A 22307-nucleotide genomic window follows, 5' to 3' on the forward strand; every position below is an offset into this window, starting at 1 on the left:
TCTTTATTCAGGTTGACCTTTGGAATCAAATTTCTCAACTGATCCATCAGTATGCACAATATATGAACCTGCTAAATCACCCGATTTATCCACAAATGAGAAGCCCCAGCTTCCATCACTCTTTTGTTCAGGTTCTTTATACGTATACGTGCTTGTATCTAGTTTGTGGCCTTCATATGCTTCTACTTTATCAATCACATTTGCACGTGTGACTTTACCTTCAGAAGAAGATGAGTGACTTTCAGAGCTAGAATTACTATTACTTTCTTGTGCTGCTGATTGTGCATCTTGATTTGTGATTCGGATTAAATTTGCTACTTGTTTAAAGTTCGGTTCATCTTTGTATTGTTTATATAGATCTTTAAGATTATAAACTGCTCCCATGTTTGCTAACTGTTGATATGGATTGATACCTTGTGTCCCTGATACCAGCACTTGTGTATCACTCACACCAATAACTGCCGCAAATGGACCTTTAGAGTTAGTTGTGCCATAAATCACCATATTTTGAGGTTTATTAGTTACGATTTCAGAACTACCTGTATAAAGTGTTAATTGTTGAATTTCTCGTTGTCGCGAACCGCCATTCGTGTTTTGGACATAGCTGTGGTTTAATAATTCATTTGCTGTCACTGTAAATTCAGCTGATTTAGGTGCGTATAACGCCAAAGCGACCTTTTCTTGTGGTGTCAGTTGGCTGACAGCTTGTTCTGTCGTTTGTTTATGAGTATGTGATTTTTCATGTTTTGTTGTTTGTTCATGCTGTGTATTTTCTTTTTTCTCTGCTTTTTGATGATTTGTTTTTTCTTTTTCTTCGTGTTTTTGCGTATCTTCTTGTTTTTCATTTGAGCCGCAACCTGCCAATAATATTGAAAGTGCTGCAGCGGTAGTCAATACATGTTTAAATTTCATAGATAGCTTGCTCCTCTTTGTATATTTGAATATATAATTTCATTATATAGAAGAAACGGGACACATATTGTCCTAAATTAAAAGAAAGTGATCGAGTTAAGTATGATTATTTATTACTCTTTCAAAAGACACTCTGACAATTTTAATTTAAAAGTTTAAATAAAGAGGATTTTTTACCATAAGTAGCCGACCCTACCAAATACAAAAGTTCTGCAGTATTATACTGCAGAACCAAGTACTACTCTGGTGGCGTACCAAAGTTATCTAGTTTTTCTACTTTTCCATCTTTATCAACTGAATAATTATACTGTGTATGTGTTTCTAAATTTCTAAAATTAACAGTCCATGTATGATCCAATGTGTAATCATCAACGAAATGTCTTTTAGGAGGCCCATTAAATTCATATTTTCGTGGATCTAGTTTATGTCCTATATATTCTTCTACCTTGTGTATTGCAACTTGACTATTCATGTTACCATCTGGTGTATATACATCACCAGGACTTAACTTTCTTCTTTGTTTATTATTTGAAGTAGCATTATCTGTTTCTTTAGAAGAAGATGCATTATCACTCTCTGGATTCCTCACTGATTCGCTTACTTTAACCAAACTTACGACCTTTTTAAAGTTTGGATTATGACCATATTGTTTGTATAAATCTTCTAAGTTATAGATATGAGTTCCACGTTCTTTTAAAATTTCATCATAAGTCTTAGGACTTTGACTACCTGCAATAATAATCTGGTTTCCTGTAAAACCAAATAGCTCAGCAAAGTTTTGCTTAGTTTCTTCAGGTTCATAAAATTTTACGTTTTGTGGCACATCTGTAATTCTTTCAGGTAACATTTTATTTAAATGATACTCTTGAATAGATTGTTTTGTTGCCTTATCGCCTAACATCTTACCAAGATCTACACCATGCGTATATCTTATATATGAATGATTCAATAACTCATCAGCTGATATCATATAGTTTGTTTTTTCTTGTGGCAAAAACATTGCTAAAGCTATTTTCTCATTAATTGTTAATTGGCTGACTGTCTTCTCTATTTGTTGCGCATCTTTGTTTGCTTCATTTTCTTTTTTGGAAGTTGATTTGTGTTCACTTTTTTTATTATCCGTTTTACTTTTTGCTTCTTGCTTTGCAGAATCATTTTGTTTTTCATTGTGACTGCATCCAGCTAATAAAAGGGTTAAAACTACTGCTGAAGTAAATAAATGCTGTAATTTCATAGATGTCTTAATTCTCCTTCACTTTCAATATCTCATCCTTTTCTATTATATACAAAAAGCTATTAGTTGTTCACTTTTTATTTAAGAAAATAAAAAAACCACTCGCAACGAGGCGAATGGTTGTTAACGTTTATATACTCTGATTTTAATTTCTAAATAATCATCGTGGTCGCGTTCTTTTTGTTCGACACGGATTCCACTTTGTTCGATAGTTTCAAAGCTGTTTTGTAGAGTTTCGCGTGCTTTCGTCAAATCTTTGGCGAATTGAAGCGGCACAGCTTTAACTTTTTCAGGTCCTACTTTGGCTTTGACTCTCGCTTCTGTTTGTTTCACGTTCAAGTGTTGATCAATAATAATTTGGACCATTTCTTCTTGTTTTTCGTGAGATAAACTTAACAAAGCACGTGCGTGACGTTCTGTAATCTTGCCTTCTGAAAGTTTCGTAAGCACTTTAGGAGCAAGTTTCAGTAAACGCAGTTTGTTTGCGATAAAGCTTTGGCTTTTACCGACACTTTGTGCTAATTCACTTTGTGTTGTGTCTCCAAGCTCTAACAGTTTCTGATAGGCTTCTGCTTCTTCAACTGCTGATAAATTCTCACGTTGAATATTTTCTATTAAAGCGACGACTGCTGTTTCTTCATCCGTCATATCACGAATAATCACATCTGCATAAGCCATATGAATACTGCTCATAGCTCTGAAGCGACGTTCCCCAGCTATGATTTCATACATTCCTTCTTCAATCGGTCGTACCACAATCGGTTGTAGCAATCCATGTTCTTGAATGGATTCCGCAAGTTCATTAATCTTACTTTGATCAAAGACTTGTCTTGGTTGATAGCGGTTCGGCACAATCTTTTCAATTTGAATTGATTCAACATGATTATTGCGTTCATCTTCAGTAGCGCCTGTCATTTCTTCATCTTTATTTGTTAAACCGAATAGTTTAGAAAAAGGCTTTTTCATTCCGCAATCTCTCCCTCTAAATATAATTATATACTAATATTTATTTTTATTTTAGTAAAGGAGATTTGTTAGGTGTTCCGGCTTTTCTCGGATACTTTTTAGGGGTTTTACTACGCTTTTCAATGATGATAATTTGACGCTCACCTGCATCTTCAGGCAATTCAAAAGTTTCGACCGCTTCAACTCTGCCGCCGAAGACCCCAATCGCAAAGCGTGCTTCTTCTAACTCTTCTTCACCTTTAGAAGATTTCATCGCTACGAAATGACCGCCTGTTTTCACTAACGGCAAGCATAACTCACTTAACACTGTCAGACGTGCAACTGCACGTGCTGTCACAATGTCATAAGACTCCCGGTTGTCTCCACGGGTATTCCCAAAGTTCTCTGCACGTTCATGTACAAAGCTGACACCTTGTAACCCTAAAGCATCGGCAAGATGATTTAGGAATTGGATACGTTTATTCAACGAATCTACAATTGTCACTTTCAGCTGTGGAAAGACAATTTTTAATGGGATACTTGGGAACCCAGCACCAGCACCTACATCACAGATACTGAGTTCTTTTGTCATATCCACATAAAATGCGGCTGTAATTGAATCATAGAAGTGTTTCAAATATACTTCTGATTCATCTGTAATGCTTGTTAAGTTCATTTTTTCATTCCACTCTACAAGCATTTCATAATAAGTTTGAAACTGTTGTTTTTGTTGGTCGTTCAATGTAATGCCGTGTGTTTCTAGCTTGTCAGCCAACCATTCAACACTCATTTATTTCACCCTTTCAAGCTTACCTTGTTCTAGATAAATCAGTAAAATTGAAATATCAGCAGGGTTAACGCCTGAAATACGTGATGCTTGTGCAATGTTTAATGGTTTAACTTCTGCTAATTTTTCACGTGCTTCACTTGCTAAGCTGTCAATTTTACTATAGTCCAAGTCGTGTGGAATTTTCTTCTGTTCCATACGTTTTACTTTTTCTACTTGTTGTAATGATTTATTGATATAACCTTCATATTTCGTTTGAATTTCAACTTGTTCTTCAACGTCAGCTGGAATTTGATGTTCTTCTTCTAAGATATCAAGGATTGCTTGGTAATCCATTTCTGGACGACGTAGTAATTCAATCGCTAAGATACCGTCTTTTAATGGAGAACCGTTACGTGATTTAATCACAGATTGTGTGTGTTCATTCGGTTTAATACGAATGTTAGATAAACGATCAATTTCAGCTTGGATTTGATCACGTTTTTCATTGAAACGCGCGTAACGTTCTTCTGAAATCAAGCCTAATTCATGACCTAGGTCAGTCAAACGTAGGTCTGCATTATCGTGACGTAACAATAAACGATATTCTGCACGTGATGTTAATAGACGGTAAGGTTCATTCGTACCTTTTGTAATCAAGTCATCAATTAAGACACCGATATAAGCATCAGAACGGCTTAATACTTTTTCGCCTGTGCCTAATACACGTCCTGCCGCATTAATACCCGCCATTAAACCTTGGCCAGCCGCTTCTTCATAACCTGAAGTTCCGTTAATTTGACCTGCAGTGTATAAGTTTTTGATTTTCTTAGTTTCAAGTGTCGGCCATAATTGTGTCGGTACTAATGCATCATATTCAATCGCATAACCCGCACGCATCATATCTGCTTTTTCTAAGCCAGGAATCGTTTGAAGCATTTCACGTTGTACATGTTCTGGCAAGCTTGTTGAAAGACCTTGAACATATACTTCGTTCGTGTCACGACCTTCTGGTTCTAAGAATAATTGGTGACGTGGTTTATCATGGAAACGCACGTATTTATCTTCAATAGATGGACAGTAACGTGGGCCTTTACCTTTAATCATACCTGAGTACATCGCTGACAGATGTAAGTTGTCATCGATCACTTGGTGTGTCTTATCATTTGTATAAGTTAACCAGCATGGTAATTGATCTAAGATATATTCAGTTGTATCGAAACTGAATGCACGTCCTACATCGTCACCTGGTTGAATTTCTGTTTTATCATAATCAATCGTTTTTGAGTTTACACGTGGCGGTGTACCTGTTTTGAAACGTACGACTTCAAAACCAAGTTCACGTAAGTTATCCGCTAGTGTAATAGATGGTAATTGGTGGTTAGGGCCACTTGAATATTTCAAGTTACCTAAAATAATTTCACCGCGTAAGAATGTACCTGTTGTGACGATAACGGCTTTTGAACGGTATTCTGTACCAATATTCGTACGCACACCTTTAATTTCGTCATCTTCAATAATTAATTCATCTACCATTCCTTGCATGATATGCAAGTTTTCTTCATCTTCTAATACACGCTTCATTTCACGTTGGTATAAAGCTTTATCTGCTTGTGCACGTAATGCACGTACTGCAGGTCCTTTACCTGTATTCAACATACGCATTTGAATATGCGTTCTATCGATTGTTTTAGCCATTTGACCGCCGAGTGCGTCGATTTCACGAACAACAATCCCTTTAGCTGGTCCCCCTACTGATGGGTTACATGGCATAAAACCAACGTTATCTAAATTAATTGTCAGCATCAATGTGTTGGCGCCGCGTCGTGCAGAAGCAAGTCCTGCTTCAATACCGGCATGCCCAGCACCGATGACAATTACATCATAATCCAAAGCCATACTTTGTCCTCCTTTTTATTTTCCGAGACAGAACTGACTGAATAACTGGTCAATCAATTCGTCGCTTGCAGAAGCACCGATAATCTCTCCTAAAATCTCCCAAGTTCTAGTTAAATCAATTTGAACCATATCCATAGGAATACCAGCTTCTGCTGCATCTATTGCATCTTGTATCGAGTGACGTGCTTGTTTCAGCAATGAAATATGTCTTGAGTTTGAAACGTAAGTCATATCTTGGTTTTGAACTTCACCGCCGAAGAACAAGTCACGAATTTGTTCTTCTAATTGATCAATGCCTTCTTGTTTTAACATAGATGTTTCAATGACTGGCATATCTCCGACCATATCACGAACTTCATCTAAATCAAGATGTTGTTCTAAATCTGTTTTATTCACAATCACAATCGCATCTTCATTCTTGATGACTTCATATAATTTAACATCTTCTTCTGTTAATGCTTCATTGTAGTTTAAGACAAATAAGATTAAATCTGCTTCACTTAAAGCTTTGCGTGAACGTTCCACACCGATTTTTTCTACAATGTCCTCAGTCTCACGGATGCCTGCTGTGTCGACGAGACGAAGTGGTACACCACGCACATTGACGTATTCTTCCAAGACATCCCGCGTAGTACCCGCAACTTCTGTCACAATCGCTTTATTATCTTGAATTAAGTTATTCAACATAGAAGACTTACCGACGTTAGGCTTACCGACTATAACTGTCGAAAGTCCTTCTCTCATGATTTTACCCTGTGTACCTGTTGCTAAAAGACGATCGATTTCTGATTTGATTTCTTCTGATTTCTCTAATAAGAATTCAGTTGTCGCATCTTCTACATCGTCATATTCTGGGTAATCAATATTCACTTCAACCTGTGCTAGGATTTCTAAAATAGATTGACGTTGACGCTTGATCATATCACTTAAACGTCCTTCAATCTGATTCATCGCAACTTTAGACGCTCGGTCTGTCTTAGAACGAATAAAATCCATGACTGCTTCAGCTTGAGATAAGTCAATACGGCCATTTAAGAATGCACGTTTTGTATACTCCCCAGGTTCAGCCATTCTAGCACCAGCCGTCATTGTAAGTTCTAATACACGATTAATCGTTAAGATTCCGCCGTGACAGTTAATTTCTACGATATCTTCTCTTGTAAATGTTTTTGGTGCACGCAGCACGGATACCATTACTTCTTCTACTACTTCATTCGTATCAGGATCGACAATATGTCCATAATTAATTGTATGCGAATCTACTTCAGCTAATGGTTTCTTTCCTTTATAGAGTTTATCAGTGATTTCGATTGCACGACTTCCTGATAAACGGACAATACCAATCGCACCCTCTCCCATCGGAGTAGAAATACTGGTAATTGTATCTAAATCCAACATGCTGCTTCGCCTCCTCTACTTAAATTTCTAACTCTATAATTGTAATGACTTTTATTGTAAATTGCCACATATGTGTTCGAATTCTATGGAGGTTATACTTACGTTTGTCTGATATAAGACTTCGGTTAGTCTACTTTATTCTCTTATTGAATAGTTTTGCAATTTTAAGTACATGCTCTAAACTTTTTTGAATTTCCAGTACAGTCATATCTTTTGCAGGTTGTCTTGCAATAACAATAATCTTTTTCGCAATCATATCTTCTTTATGTACTTTAAAGTTTTCTCTGATTGCTCTTTTAATACGATTGCGTGTCACTGCATTGCCGAGTTTTTTAGAAACACTGATTCCTAATTGAAAATGAGTCAAATTTTTATCTGGCATGACATAAACGACAAATTGGCGATTTGCGAATGACTTTCCTCTTCTATAAATCGTTTGAAAATCGCTATTTCTTTTAATGCGATATGCTTTTTCCACTTCCATCACTCACTTATTTTTCTATTCTTGCTGCTCCCCTACCCTATCATTAAGTTCTAGTGTAAAGAATCAGAACTGTATTTTCCAACCCGTGTATCTTTTTTACCTGCATGAAAGCAAAAAAAAGACCACTGATAGGTCAGTGATCTTATGCTGATAAAACTTTACGGCCTTTGCGACGACGACGCGCTAATACTTTACGGCCATTTTTAGTGCTCATGCGTTTTCTGAAACCATGAACTTTACTGTGTTTACGTTTATTTGGTTGATAAGTACGTTTTACCATGTAAAAACACCTCCATATCGAATCTATCTTCATTTATAGTCGCTTTCTCATCTTAACAATGTGATGAGAGTCTTGGAAAAGATCTGCATCTACAGCCTCATCTAATATAACCGAGATATTACAGCCTTCTACCAAGTATCACCGAAGTATTTCTACGGTGTCTGCGAAAGGTTAAGCATCTATATCAAAAGGCTTACCTTACTTAGTTCAATTATCAATATCTTAGTCATAATTCAAGCAACTACTAAAATATAACAAATTCAACCTTATAAAGCAAGTACATTTTAAGTGAGATATATTCAAAAAGTTATCCACTTATTCACAGATGAACAGTGACATTCTGTGGATAATTATGTTACTATACACAGACGTTTGCACATAAAAACCACATATCCACAAGAGTTTGACAGGTAGATTTGTTAATAAGTATAATTGTGTGGATAAGTCTTGTGAGGTTTGATAAACAAACGGTTTACAACTTACAATTATCAACATTTTTTCTGTGTATAAAGCAAAATTAAATAAAGTTATCCACCGATTGTGATTAACTTGTGGATAATTATTAACAGCCTGTGTGGAAAGTTATCCACGGGGTGTGATTTTGTGTATAAGTCAAAAAAATTTTAAAGAAAGATGGAGTTTATATGTCAAAAGAAGAAATTTGGGAAAAAGTTCTTGAATTAGCTAAAAGCGAATTGGCAGAAGTCAGTTACTCAACTTGGTTTGAGCCTCCAAAAACAAAGCTGATCGACATCGAAGATTCTGAAGCGATTATTTTAGTCGAAGATAACTTCATTCAAAATTTTCTAAAGAAGCAATACATGGATATTGTAGAAAATTTATTCGAAAAAGCGATTGGAACGCCGCTTAAACCTCGATTTGTCATTCAAAGCGATTTAACAGCTGATAAAAAACTTAAAGACGATCAAAAAGACAAGCAACCAGAAAAAGAAACGGAAACTCCTGGTTTCCTAAGCAGCAGCGAAGATCAATTTAACGCACACAACACATTCGAAACTTTTGTTATCGGACCTGGGAACCGCTTCCCTCATGCTGCAAGTCTTGCAGTCGCGGAAGCACCCGCAAAAGCTTACAACCCACTCTTCATCTACGGAGGCGTAGGTTTAGGCAAAACTCACTTGATGCATGCTATCGGTCATTATGTTCTACAAAATAATAAAGATGCGAAAGTTATCTACACATCAAGTGAAAAATTCACGAATGAATTTATTAAATCTATTCGTGATAACGAAACGGAACAATTCCGTGAAAAATACAGAAACATTGATGTTCTATTGATTGATGATATTCAATTCATTCAAAACAAAGAACAAACACAAGAAGAATTCTTCCATACTTTCAATGACTTACACCAAGCAGAAAAACAAATTGTGATTTCAAGTGACCGACCACCAAAGGAAATTTCGAAATTAGAAGATCGCCTGCGTTCACGCTTCGAATGGGGCTTGATCGTTGATATCACACCGCCAGATTATGAAACAAGAATGGCTATTCTGCAGAAAAAATTAGAGGAAGAAGATGTGGATATTCCATTAGAATCTTTAACCTATATCGCAAATCAAATTCAGTCGAACATTCGTGAATTAGAAGGTGCATTAACACGTGTCATCGCCTATTCAAGATTACAAGGTGAACCAATTACGACTGAACTGACTGCTGAAGCACTAAAAGATATTATTCAAACACCGAAATCTAAGAAAATCACAATTCAAGATATTCAAAAAGTAGTCGGTCAATATTACAATGTGCGCCAAGAAGATTTCATTGCGAAAAAACGTACGAAATCCATTGCCTATCCGCGTCAAATCGCGATGTATCTATCACGCGAACTTACAGATTTCTCCCTTCCTAAAATCGGAGAAGAGTTCGGGGGACGTGATCATACAACTGTGATTCATGCTCATAGAACAATTCGGGTAGATATGGAAAAAGATCCGATTTTCAAACAAGAAGTTGAAAATTTGGAGAAAGAAATTCGAAATCAGTAAACATTTAAATAATTTTACTAGCAATTCGGGTAAAAATAAGTGAGAAATCGGAGCTGTTATAATACAGTGGACTAAATCGTCATTGTGGACAATGTGTAAAAGTTGTACACACCATACACAGTTTATCCACATGTGTATAACTTTGTGTGACAAGGTTTTAACTCGGTTATCCACTTATCCACAGCCCCTACTACTATTACTACGGTTTTAAAACCTATATAATTAAGTTATAAACGACTGGAAGGAGTTTAAAATTTATGATGGAATTCACGATTAAAAGAGACTATTTCATAAATCAATTAAATGACACATTAAAAGCCATTTCACCAAGAACAACATTGCCGATCTTAACGGGTATCAAAATCGATGCAAAAGAAGAAGGCATTATTTTAACAGGTTCAGATTCTGAGATTTCAATTGAAATTTCAATACCTAAAGAAGTTGACGGAGAAGAGATTGTAACGATTGCTGAAACAGGATCCGTTGTACTTCCTGGTCGTTTCTTTGTAGATATTATTAAAAAATTACCAGGCAAAGATGTGAAGTTATCAACAAATGAGCAATTCCAAACATTGATTACTTCAGGTCATTCAGAGTTCAACTTGAGCGGCTTAGACCCAGATCAATATCCATTATTACCTCAAGTTTCTCAAGATGACGCAATTCAATTACCAATTAAAGTACTTAAAAACGTGATTGCACAAACAAACTTCGCAGTGTCCACCTCAGAAACACGGCCAGTTTTAACTGGTGTGAACTGGTTGATTCAAGATAATGAATTAATATGCACTGCAACAGACTCACACCGTTTAGCAGTTCGTAAACTTAAACTAGAAGACGAAGACATTGATAATAAAAATGTCATCATTCCAGGTAAAGCTTTAGCTGAACTTAATAAAATTGTCACTGATTCAGAAGATGACATTAATATCTTCTTCGCATCTAACCAAGTGTTATTTAAAGTCGGCAACATCAATTTCATTTCAAGATTGCTTGAAGGACATTATCCAGATACATCTCGTTTGTTCCCAGAGAACTACGAAACAAAAATTGAAATGAGCAACAGTGATTTCTATCACGCGATTGATCGTGCCTCATTACTTGCACGTGAAGGTGGCAATAACGTAATCAAATTAAGCACTGGCAATCAAGAAGTTGAACTTTCTTCTACATCACCAGAAATCGGTACGGTAAACGAAGATGTTGATGCAAACAGTGTTGAAGGAAGCAGCTTGAAAATCTCATTCAACTCTAAGTACATGATGGACGCTTTAAAAGCAATCGATAATGACGAAGTAGAAGTTGAATTCTTCGGTACGATGAAACCATTCACATTAAAACCAAAAGATGACGATTCAGTTGTGCAATTAATCTTGCCGATCAGAACATACTAATCTCAAAAACAAAAGGTGACATTCACTTTAAAAAACGGAAATCCTCTTTGCAGGGTTTCCGTTTTTTTATGGCAGATTCAAAATAACAACGTGAAATTCATTTTAAAGTGTCTCAGATGTCGCTGAATGCATTTTAAAATTATTTAGGATAAAAATATCGATGCGCTTAAAATGTTCAATGTCACCTTTTAAAATGCGAAAAATGAGTGTTAAAGAAGCTGAAAAATTCAAAATCTGAGATTAACGTGAAAAAATGATGAGAAAACGCTAGATTTCAACCGCTCAAACATGAAATTTATTACGAAAAAAGGTATAATATATTAATGACCTTATAAAGAAATGGAGTGAGTGTGTTGACTGAAAAAATCATGGTTGAAGGTGACATTACTTTAGGACAATTCCTGAAAACTGAAGGCATTATTGAATCAGGTGGACAGGCAAAATGGTTTTTAAAAGATTTCGAAGTTTTCTTAAACGGTGAGCGTGAAACACGTCGTGGTAAAAAACTCGAAGATGGCGATCAAATTGAAATACCTGAAGTGGGTTCTTTTGTAATTGCTCATCAAGGTGACCAATGAAATTAAATGCACTCCAACTTGAAAATTATCGCAATTATGAAGAAGTCGCATTGGATTGCCATCCAGATGTGAATATTTTGATTGGTGAAAATGCGCAAGGCAAAACTAATTTATTAGAATCCATTTACACACTTGCATTAGCGAAAAGCCATCGAACTTCAAATGATAAAGAGCTCATACGCTTTGGGGCTGAGTATGCTAAAATAGAAGGTGAGCTGAGTTATCGACATGGGAAGATGCCATTGACCATGTTTATAACTAAAAAAGGCAAAAAGGTTAAAGTAAATCATTTAGAACAACATCGTCTGACACAATATATCGGACACTTGAATGTTGTTCTTTTTGCCCCAGAGGACCTGAATATTGTCAAAGGATCACCGCAAGTCAGACGCCGCTTTATTGATATGGAGCTAGGTCAGATGTCTGCGGTTTACCTGAATGATTTGTCTCAATATCAACGGATTTTGAAACAAAAGAACAATTACTTAAAACAGCTTCAGATTAAGCAGAAAACAGACCGCACAATGCTTGAGGTATTAAATCAGCAGTTTGCGGAGTATGCGCTTAAAGTCACTTTGAAGCGTGCGCACTTTATCGAGGAATTAGAAGTGCTTGCACAACCGATTCATGCCAGCATTACAGATAACAGAGAAAGCTTAGAGGTTAAATATCGTCCGAGCTTGAAGTTGTCTGATACTGAGGATGAAGCGGCTTTGTTTGAAGAAGTGCAGCAATTGATGGCTGACAATATGGACAGAGAAATAGAACGCGGCGTGGCCCTTTATGGTCCGCACCGTGATGATTTAGGTTTTAACGTTAATGGGATGGATGCTCAGACTTATGGCTCACAAGGTCAACAGCGGACATCTGCATTATCAATTAAGCTGGCTGAGATTGAACTGATTAACAAAGAAGTCGGCGAATACCCTATCTTATTGCTTGATGATGTGCTGAGTGAATTAGATGACTCTCGTCAGACTCACCTGCTGAGTACAATTCAAGATAAGGTGCAGACATTTGTGACTACAACGTCTGTAGAAGGTATTGATCATGAAATTATGAAACATGCAAAACTTTACCGAATCAATCAAGGTGAAATTATCAAGTGATAGAAAGTGAAGGTGGAAGCATTGTCAGATGTGAACAACACGGAAGATTATGGTGCTGGACAAATACAGGTATTAGAAGGACTTGAAGCCGTTCGTAAACGTCCAGGTATGTATATCGGATCGACTTCAGAAAGAGGTCTGCACCATCTTGTATGGGAAATTGTAGATAATAGTATTGACGAAGCATTGGCTGGCTATGCTGATACAATCGAAGTCATTATCGAGAAAGATAACTGGATTCGTGTAACAGATAACGGCCGTGGTATTCCAGTTGATATTCAAGAAAAAATGGGCCGTCCAGCAGTTGAGGTTATCTTAACTGTATTGCATGCCGGCGGTAAATTCGGCGGTGGCGGATACAAAGTATCAGGCGGTCTGCATGGTGTAGGATCTTCAGTTGTTAACGCACTTTCTGAAACATTAGAAGTGTTTGTACACCGTAATAATAAAATTTATAACCAAGCGTATAAACGCGGGGTTCCTCAATATGATTTAAAAGTGGTTGGCGAAACAGAACATACAGGAACTGAAATCCGCTTTAAAGCTGACCCTGAAATCTTTACTGAAACAACAACGTATCAGTATGAATTGCTTCAAAAACGTATTCGTGAGTTGGCTTTCTTAAACAAAGGCATTCAGCTTACTTTACGTGATGAACGCGGTGAAGAAGTAAAAGAAGACTCATATCACTATGAAGGCGGTATTAAATCTTACGTTGAGTTGATCAACGAGAATAAAGAGCCTTTATTTGATGAGCCAGTTTACTTACATGACCGTAAAGATGACGTGGAAGTAGAAATTGCATTGCAATACAACAGCGGTTTCTCAACAAACTTATTATCTTATGCGAACAATATCCATACTTACGAAGGCGGTACACATGAAGACGGCTTTAAACGTGCGTTAACACGTGTATTGAACAGTTATGGTATTCAACAAGGCATTATGAAAGATGATAAAGAGCGTTTATCTGGTGAAGATACACGTGAAGGTTTAACAGCGGTTGTCTCAATTAAGCACAGCAACCCTCAATTCGAAGGACAAACAAAAACGAAACTCGGCAACTCTGAAGTTCGTCAAATCGTAGACAGACTCTTCACAGAGGATATGGAGCGTTTCTTGTTAGAACATCCACAAGTTGCTCGTATTATTGTCGAAAAAGGTATGATGGCTTCTCGTGCACGTATCGCAGCTAAAAAAGCACGTGAAGTAACTCGTAGAAAATCAGCATTAGAAGTTTCAAGCTTACCAGGTAAATTAGCTGACTGTTCAAGTAAAAACCCTGAAGAGAGTGAAATCTTCATCGTCGAAGGTGACTCTGCCGGGGGGTCTACAAAACTTGGTCGTGATTCAAGAACACAAGCGATTTTACCGCTACGTGGTAAGATCTTGAACGTTGAAAAATCACGTTTAGACAGAATCTTAAATAATAATGAAATCCGTTCTATGATTACTGCATTCGGTACCGGTATCGGAGAAGAATTCGATATTTCGAAAGCACGTTATCACAAAATCGTCATCATGACAGATGCCGATGTGGATGGTGCGCATATCAGAACACTGTTATTGACATTCTTCTATCGCTTCATGCGTCCGTTGATTGAAGCGGGTTATGTATACATTGCACAACCGCCTTTATTCAAATTGACACAAGGTAAACAGAAATACTATGTCTTTAACGAACGTGAATTAGAGAAATTGAAATCTGAATTGAAACCGACACCGAAATGGTCTATTGCCCGTTATAAAGGTTTAGGTGAAATGGATGCAGATCAATTATGGGAAACAACAATGAATCCAGAGCATCGTTCAATGTTACAAGTGACATTAGAAGATGCGATTGAAGCGGATTTAACTTTCGAAATGTTAATGGGCGATGTTGTAGAAAACCGTCGTCAATTCATCGAAGAAAATGCGGTTTACGCGAACTTGGATTTCTAATTTTGGAAGCTATGAATCAGCGAAACAGCTACGGAATTAATAACTTAAGGAGGCAATCTTGATGGCTGAATATCCTGAATCAAGAATAATTGAACGAAATATTAGTAACGAGATGCGTGAATCGTTCTTAGACTATGCGATGAGTGTTATCGTATCTCGTGCTTTGCCAGACGTCAGAGATGGTTTGAAACCGGTACATCGTCGTATTTTGTACGGGTTGAACGAACAAGGGATGACGCCTGATAAACCGTATAAGAAATCCGCACGTATCGTAGGTGACGTAATGGGTAAATACCACCCTCACGGTGACTCATCTATCTATGAAGCCATGGTACGTATGGCTCAGGATTTCAGCTATCGTTATCCTCTTGTAGACGGCCAAGGTAACTTCGGTTCCATGGATGGCGATGGTGCAGCTGCAATGCGTTATACAGAAGCACGTATGACAAAACTTGCGACTGAATTATTAAGAGATATCAATAAAGACACAATCAACTTTATCGATAACTATGATGGTACGGAAAGAGAGCCGGAAGTCTTACCGGCACGTTTCCCTAACCTCTTAGTGAACGGTGCTGCAGGGATTGCAGTAGGTATGGCGACGAATATTCCACCTCACAACATGACAGAAGTCATCAATGGTGTATTAAGTTTAAGTCATAATCCTGATATCACAATCGCAGAATTGATGGAAGACATTACTGGACCGGACTTCCCGACTGCTGGTTTAATTTTAGGTAAGAGCGGTATCCGTCGTGCTTATGAAACAGGACGTGGATCTATTCAAATGCGTGCACGTGCTGAAATTGAAGAACGCGGCGGCGGTCGTCAACGTATCGTTGTGACTGAAATTCCGTTCCAAGTCAACAAAGCGCGTATGATTGAGAAAATCGCAGAATTAGTACGTGACAAGAAAATCGATGGTATTACAGACTTACGTGATGAAACAAGTTTACGTACTGGCGTACGTGTCGTAATCGATGTCCGTAAAGATGCGAATGCGAGTGTTATTTTAAATAACTTATACAAACAAACACCACTTCAAACTTCATTCGGTGTGAACATGATTGCCTTAATCAATGGCAGACCGAAATTAATTAATTTAAAAGAAGCATTAGTCGAATACTTAGAACATCAAAAAGTAGTCGTGCGTAGACGTACGGAATACAACTTGAAAAAAGCTGAAGACCGTGCACATATCTTAGAAGGTTTACGTATTGCGTTAGATCATATTGATGAAATCATCACAACAATCCGTGAATCTGATACAGATAAAGTAGCAATGGAACGTTTACAAGAACGCTTCAAATTATCTGAGCGTCAAGCACAAGCTATCTTAGATATGCGTTTAAGACGTTTAACAGGTTTAGAAAGAGATAAAATTGAATCTGAATATAACGACTTGATTGCGTACATTGAAGAATTAAGAGCGATTCTTGCTGACGAAGAAAAATTATTACAACTTGTTCGTGACGAATTAATCGAAGTCCGAGAACGATATGGTGATGAACGTCGTACTGAAATTCAACTTGGCGGTTTAGACCATATTGAAGATGAAGACTTAATTCCAGAAGAACAAATTGTAATCACATTAAGTCATAATAACTACATCAAACGTTTACCTGTTTCTACGTACCGTGCACAAAATCGTGGCGGTCGCGGTGTGCAAGGTATGAATACATTAGAAGAAGACTTCGTGAGTCAAATTGTCACATTGAGTACCCACGACCATGTATTGTTCTTTACGAACCAAGGACGTGTCTACAAACTTAAAGGGTACGAGGTGCCGGAACTCTCACGTCAGTCTAAAGGTATTCCAGTTATCAACGCAATTGAGCTTGAAAATGATGAAGTCATCAGTACGATGATTGCGGTGAAAGATTTAGAGAAAGAAGATGCCTTCTTAATCTTCGCAACGAAACACGGTATCGTGAAACGTTCATCTCTAAGCAACTTCTCACACATCAATAGAAACGGTAAGATTGCGATCAACTTCAGAGATGAAGATGAACTCGTAGCAGTACGTCTTACAGATGGCTCAAAAGATGTCTTACTTGGTACATCACGTGCATCACTTATCCGCTTCAAAGAATCGCTCTTACGTCCACTTGGCCGAACAGCTGCCGGCGTAAAAGGTATCACTTTACGTGAAGGTGATGAAGTCATCGGACTCGCAGTCGCAAATGGCGATAGTGAAGATGAAGTATTAGTAGTCACTGAAAATGGTTACGGTAAACGTACACCACTTGAAGAATACCGTGTGTCTAACCGTGGCGGTAAAGGTATCAAAACAGCTACGATTACTGAGAAAAATGGTGATATCGTCTGCATCACAACAGTAACAGGCGAAGAGGACTTAATGATTGTCACAAACCATGGTGTCATTATACGTATCGATGTCGGCGACATTTCACAAAACGGACGTTCAGCACAAGGGGTAAGATTAATCCGCTTGAGTGATGAACAATTTGTTTCTACGGTTGCGAAAGTTCAAGAAGAACCAGAAGATGAATTAGAAGGTACTTCTGAAGATGAAACAGAACCAGGTGAAAATGGTCCAACACCAACAATCAATGAACAAGTCGTCGAATCAGAAGATGATGACCGTACAATTCATACAGAAGAATTAGATGAAACTGTAGAAGAAGACGGTGAACGCACTGAATTAAGACAAGACTTCATGGATCGCGTGAACGAAGATATTGAAAACGCAGATTCAGAAGATGAAGATAACGAAGAAGAATAATTTAAGTGAATAGATAAAATAAAAGCTTTCTGCAAAACCACTAGGTTAAGCAGAAAGCTTTTTTATTACTCTTAATAGATTAAGTTTAATTTTCTTTTTCTTCTAAACGCTTCATCGCATATGGGATTTCTGCGATTAAGTTTGATGGCGGAACAACGTACATTTCTTTAGATAAGTGTTCGCCAATATAACTATGCACATATGTCGCAGTTTTAACCGCGTAATCAAAGTCGTCAAACTGACCGATAAAACTTGTGATAATACCTGATAATGTATCACCCATACCGCCAGTAGCCATAGCTGGTGTACCAATCTCTAATTTGTACGTGTTATCTTTTAAATAGATTTCTGTACCATGTTGTTTTAAGACAACTGCAGAGTGTATTTGATCTACAGCTTCACGGTTACGTTCATAAGTTTGTTCCTCAATTGGAATGCCGCTTAATCTTTCCCATTCCATTTGGTGTGGTGTGAACACAACATTTTGACACTTAGGTACTTCTACTTTTAATTTACTCATAATTGTAATCGCATCACCATCAATAATCAGGTTCTGATGCGGTTGGATATTTTGAAGCAAGAATGTCATCGCATTATTGCCTTTAAAGTCTAAACCAAGTCCAGGGCCGATTAAAATACTGTCTGATGTTTCAATGAGTTTCGTTAACATCTTCGTATCATTAATGTCCACAACCATCGCTTCAGGACAGCGTGAGTGTAATGCTGCATGATTCGTCGGATGTGTCGCAACTGTAATCAAACCGCTTCCGCTATACACACATGCACGTGCAGCCATAATAATTGCGCCGCCTAAATTTGCGTTTCCGCCAATTAATAAGATTCTGCCGTAATCTCCTTTGTGCGTCTCATCTTTTCGTTTTGGAATCGTAACATCTGTTAAAATTTCCACCATAATCCCTCCATAACCCATTCATTTTACACTTAAGCTTCATACAATGGAGCTTTAGGTTTTCGATGTATTTGATTATTTATAAAATTTAAGCACACCCCTGTCATTGGAGTGAGCCTTTCATACCTGTAATGTTGATTGTTTCTCAATGCATTACAACATCTTATACCTATCGTTTAGGTAAGTCAACACTTTCCTTGCGAAGACTTATTGAACGTTTTGTAAAGTCTTGTGCGCGTAAGGATGAACGGGTGAAGATTACCTTTGTTTAACTCATATTGTCTGGCTGGATAGAAAACTGTTATTTAAATTTAGCGTGCTAAACTAGTGACGTATTAACACGCTACGGCTTTGGCAGAATCTATTGTCCTTCTAAAAATGTAAGCGTATACTTGGGATAATTGTATACATTTATTTTCTGAGGGGGTAATTCAATTGACACTAGAATTAAACGGAGCATCGCTCACAATTGAAGATATAAAAAAATTTTTACACCAGCAAGATAAGGTAACAATCTCATCTGATGCGATGGAACGCGTTAAACAAAGTCGTGCCATTGTAGAAGATATTATTAAAAATAAAGTAACGATTTACGGAATTACAACAGGCTTCGGCTTGTTTAGTGATGTCTTAATCGATCCACAGCAATATAATCAACTTCAAGTGAACTTGATTCGTTCACATGCTTGCGGTACAGGTGATCCGTTTTCTCATGATGTTGCACTTGTGATGATGATTTTACGTTTGAATACAATGTTGAAAGGTCATTCAGGTGTTACGACTGATTTAGTCGATCAATTAGTTTATTTTATTAATGAACGTATTATTCCAATTATTCCACAACAAGGTTCTTTAGGCGCTTCAGGTGATTTAGCACCTCTATCTCATCTTGCGTTAGCTTTAATTGGTGAAGGCAAAGTCTTTTATCAACAAGAAGAGAAAGACAGTGCTGATGTGTTACATGAATTAGGACGTGAACCTTTAGCATTATCTGCCAAAGAAGGTTTAGCATTGATTAACGGGACACAAGCAATGACAGCACAAGGTGTGATTAGTTGGATTGAAGCGGAAGCTCTAGCTTATCAATCAGAATGGATTGCCTCACTAACACATCAAGCGTTAAACGGTATTACAGATGCTTATCGACCTGAAGTTCATGATGCACGTAACTTCCCTGAACAAAGTGCAGTCGCAGATCGTATGTTGTATTGGTTAGAAGACTCTCAGTTAACAACGACACAAGGTGAAATCAGAGTTCAAGATGCGTATACGTTACGTTGTATTCCACAAGTTCATGGCGCAAGCTTTGAAACATTGAAATTTGTGAAACAACAATTAGAACGTGAAATGAATGCGGCGAATGATAATCCGTTAATCTTCCATGAAGGTGATGAAACATTAGTTATTTCAGGCGGCAACTTCCATGGTCAACCTGTTGCATATGCGTTAGACTTCTTGAAAATTGCGGTAAGTGAACTTGCGAATATCGCAGAACGTCGTTTAGAACGTTTAGTAAATCCACAATTAAATGGTGGTTTACCTGCTTTCTTAAGCCCTGAACCAGGCTTACAAAGTGGTGCGATGATTATGCAGTATGCGGCAGCGAGTTTAGTATCAGAAAATAAAACATTGGCGCATCCTGCGAGTGTGGATTCTATTCCTTCATCTGCGAACCAAGAAGATCATGTCTCTATGGGTACAATTGGTTCAAGACATGGCTATCAAATTGTGGATAATGCGCGTAGAGTGTTATCGATTGAATTAATTATTGCGCTGCAAGCGGTAGAATTAAAAGGTATTGATCAATTATCGCCACGCTCACTTGAGAAATATGAGACGTTAAGAAATATTACGCCATCCATTACAGAAGACCGTCAATTCCATCATGATATCATGCAAGTATCGCGTTATTTACAGCAAGCAGCGTATACTGATGCAGAATGCAAATAACATGAATTTTTCTTGAATTCAGAAAAATTTTATATTTGAGTTGCAATTTAAATAACTATTTGCTATAGTGAAGTTAAGTTCATAAGATATTGTTCGCAGGATAAGTAATCCTAGTTATTAATTCCAGAGAGCTTATGGTTGGTGTGAATAAGCAATTAAGACTACGTGACGAATCTACCTGCATTTGAGAGAACAACCGGTTTAACCGTTATTTTAGAGAGAGTGCAGTGTGCATCAATTAATTTGATACATACTGTTAAATAGGGTGGCAACACGTAATACCACGTCCCTTGTAGGGGCGTGGTATTTTTTTATTCTTTTTTCAGCTGCTCTAATTATATTATTAATTTGAATTTAAATACCCCGACACTTATTTTGAAAGGATGACTGACACATGTTAGATATTAAATTGTTTAGAAACGAAACGGATCGCTTGAAAGAGAAAGTAAGATTACGCGGAATGGACCCACAAATCGTGGACAAAGTATTAGAACTTGATGGTAAACGCCGTGAGTTAATCGGTAAAGCAGAAGAAATGAAAGCTGAACGTAACCGAGTAAGCGGTGAAATCGCTGAGAAAAAACGCAATCAAGAAAATGCGGATGATGTCATTAAACAAATGAGAGAACTTGGCGATAAAATCAAAGATATCGATACTGAGTTAAACGAAGTGGATGATGACTTACATTATAAATTATCTACAATCCCTAATATCATGCATGATGATGTGCCAGAAGGCGAAACTGATGAAGAAAACATCGAAGTGAAAAAATGGGGTACGCCTCGTGAATTCGACTTCGAAGCGAAAGCACATTGGGATTTAGTTGAAGAATTAGGTATGGCAGATTTCGAACGTGCTGCACGTGTATCTGGTGCGCGTTTCGTCTTCTTAACAAATGAAGGTGCACAGTTAGAACGTGCATTAATGAACTACATGTTAACAAAACATACAACACAGCACGGCTATACTGAAATGATGGTACCACAACTTGTGAATGCAAATTCTATGTATGGTACAGGTCAACTTCCAAAATTCGAAGAAGACTTATTCAAGATTGAAAAAGAAGGACTTTACATGATTCCTACTGCGGAAGTACCGTTAACTAACTTCTACCGCGAAGAAGTCTTGTCTGCAGATAAATTGCCAGGCAAGTTCACTGGACAGTCAGCTTGCTTCAGAAGTGAAGCGGGTTCTGCCGGACGTGACACACGTGGCTTAATCCGTTTACACCAATTCGATAAAGTTGAGTTGGTACGTTTTGAAAAACCTGAAGATTCTTGGGATGCATTAGAACAGTTAACAAGCGACGCAGAAGAAATCTTAGAAGAACTTGAATTACCATATCGTCGTGTCATTCTTTGTACTGGCGACTTAGGTTTCAGTTCAAGTAAAACATATGACTTAGAAGTTTGGCTTCCAAGTTATCAAGATTACAAAGAAATCAGCTCATGCTCTAACATGACAGATTTCCAAGCACGTCGTGCTAACATTCGTTTCAAACGCGACAAAGATGCTAAACCAGAATTAGTTCATACATTGAACGGAAGCGGCTTAGCAGTAGGTCGTACGTTTGCAGCAATTGTTGAAAATTACCAAAACGCTGATGGATCAATTACGATTCCAAAAGCATTGGTACCGTTCATGGGCGGAAAAGAAAAAATCGGCCCTGCAACAAAATAAATGGGATCATCGAGTAGTTGGAAAACGAATTAAGATGATCCAACCTCGTTCCAATATATATATTTACCTAC

Annotated in this window: 17 protein-coding genes and 1 other annotated feature; of the genes, 8 read left to right on the forward strand and 9 right to left on the reverse strand. The window is 37.5% G+C overall.

What is annotated here, in order from left to right:
- Positions 1-3 precede the first annotated feature (3 nt).
- The 8 genes from KRR19_RS09280 to rpmH form a co-directional block, all read right to left on the reverse strand.
- Positions 4-912, reverse strand: coding sequence for a hypothetical protein (locus tag KRR19_RS09280; RefSeq protein WP_002480303.1), 909 nt, complete (start codon positions 910-912; stop codon positions 4-6).
- Between the two features lie 238 nt (positions 913-1150).
- Positions 1151-2146 carry a hypothetical protein gene (locus tag KRR19_RS09285; RefSeq protein WP_002480302.1) on the reverse strand — a complete coding sequence of 332 codons (996 nt, stop codon included), beginning with the start codon at positions 2144-2146 and terminating at the stop codon, positions 1151-1153.
- A 123-nt stretch (positions 2147-2269) separates the two neighbouring features.
- The gene (noc, locus tag KRR19_RS09290) at positions 2270-3112 is read right to left on the reverse strand and encodes a nucleoid occlusion protein (RefSeq protein ID WP_002480301.1); all 843 of its coding nucleotides are present in this window, start codon (positions 3110-3112) and stop codon (positions 2270-2272) included.
- Between the two features lie 46 nt (positions 3113-3158).
- The gene (gene rsmG, locus KRR19_RS09295; protein ID WP_002480300.1) at positions 3159-3881 is read right to left on the reverse strand and encodes a 16S rRNA (guanine(527)-N(7))-methyltransferase RsmG; all 723 of its coding nucleotides are present in this window, start codon (positions 3879-3881) and stop codon (positions 3159-3161) included.
- Positions 3882-5756, reverse strand: a complete 1875-nt coding sequence (gene mnmG / locus KRR19_RS09300; RefSeq protein ID WP_002480299.1) for a tRNA uridine-5-carboxymethylaminomethyl(34) synthesis enzyme MnmG — start codon at positions 5754-5756, stop codon at positions 3882-3884.
- Positions 5757-5771: 15 nt separating this feature from the next.
- Complete coding sequence (mnmE, locus tag KRR19_RS09305) at positions 5772-7151, reverse strand: tRNA uridine-5-carboxymethylaminomethyl(34) synthesis GTPase MnmE (RefSeq protein WP_096754688.1); 1380 nt, start codon at positions 7149-7151, stop codon at positions 5772-5774.
- Positions 7152-7284: 133 nt separating this feature from the next.
- On the reverse strand, positions 7285-7638 hold the full coding sequence (gene rnpA, locus KRR19_RS09310) for a ribonuclease P protein component (RefSeq protein WP_023014874.1): 354 nt from the start codon (positions 7636-7638) through the stop codon (positions 7285-7287).
- A gap of 142 nt (positions 7639-7780) precedes the next feature.
- Positions 7781-7918, reverse strand: coding sequence for a 50S ribosomal protein L34 (gene rpmH / locus KRR19_RS09315; protein WP_000240855.1), 138 nt, complete (start codon positions 7916-7918; stop codon positions 7781-7783).
- 644 nt (positions 7919-8562) lie between these two features.
- On the opposite strand from rpmH, the gene dnaA reads away from it, so the two are divergent.
- The 6 genes from dnaA (at position 8563) to gyrA (ending at position 17695) form a co-directional block, all read left to right on the forward strand.
- A complete protein-coding gene (gene dnaA, locus KRR19_RS09320) occupies positions 8563-9927 on the forward strand; it encodes a chromosomal replication initiator protein DnaA (protein ID WP_002480296.1) in 1365 nt (454 codons plus the stop codon).
- 257 nt (positions 9928-10184) lie between these two features.
- Positions 10185-11321 (forward strand): DNA polymerase III subunit beta, encoded by a 1137-nt coding sequence (gene dnaN, locus KRR19_RS09325; RefSeq protein ID WP_002480295.1) that lies wholly within the window; start codon positions 10185-10187, stop codon positions 11319-11321.
- A gap of 368 nt (positions 11322-11689) precedes the next feature.
- The gene (yaaA, locus tag KRR19_RS09330) at positions 11690-11899 is read left to right on the forward strand and encodes a S4 domain-containing protein YaaA (protein ID WP_199790672.1); all 210 of its coding nucleotides are present in this window, start codon (positions 11690-11692) and stop codon (positions 11897-11899) included.
- Positions 11896-13008: a DNA replication/repair protein RecF gene (gene recF / locus KRR19_RS09335; protein WP_002480293.1), complete on the forward strand. Its 1113-nt coding sequence runs from the start codon at positions 11896-11898 to the stop codon at positions 13006-13008. The genes yaaA and recF overlap by 4 nt, the downstream gene beginning before the upstream one ends.
- Before the next feature lie 12 nt (positions 13009-13020).
- Positions 13021-14949 (forward strand): DNA topoisomerase (ATP-hydrolyzing) subunit B, encoded by a 1929-nt coding sequence (gene gyrB / locus KRR19_RS09340; protein ID WP_031262353.1) that lies wholly within the window; start codon positions 13021-13023, stop codon positions 14947-14949.
- 61 nt (positions 14950-15010) lie between these two features.
- Entirely contained in the window at positions 15011-17695 is a 2685-nt protein-coding gene (gyrA, locus tag KRR19_RS09345; RefSeq protein ID WP_002480291.1) for a DNA gyrase subunit A, read from the forward strand.
- 85 nt (positions 17696-17780) lie between these two features.
- Here gyrA and KRR19_RS09350 read toward each other — a convergent pair whose 3' ends face one another.
- On the reverse strand, positions 17781-18605 hold the full coding sequence (locus KRR19_RS09350; RefSeq protein ID WP_023014869.1) for an NAD(P)H-hydrate dehydratase: 825 nt from the start codon (positions 18603-18605) through the stop codon (positions 17781-17783).
- Positions 18606-19040: 435 nt separating this feature from the next.
- Between KRR19_RS09350 and hutH the strand changes: the two genes are divergently transcribed.
- Complete coding sequence (gene hutH, locus KRR19_RS09355) at positions 19041-20555, forward strand: histidine ammonia-lyase (protein WP_002480289.1); 1515 nt, start codon at positions 19041-19043, stop codon at positions 20553-20555.
- 84 nt (positions 20556-20639) lie between these two features.
- Positions 20640-20849 (forward strand) — a binding site (T-box leader).
- A 100-nt stretch (positions 20850-20949) separates the two neighbouring features.
- Entirely contained in the window at positions 20950-22236 is a 1287-nt protein-coding gene (gene serS, locus KRR19_RS09360) for a serine--tRNA ligase (protein WP_216733601.1), read from the forward strand.
- Positions 22237-22307: the final 71 nt, after the last annotated feature.

The organism is Staphylococcus sp. CWZ226 (assembly GCF_018986355.1).
Taxonomy (GTDB): Bacteria; Bacillota; Bacilli; order Staphylococcales; family Staphylococcaceae; genus Staphylococcus; species Staphylococcus simulans.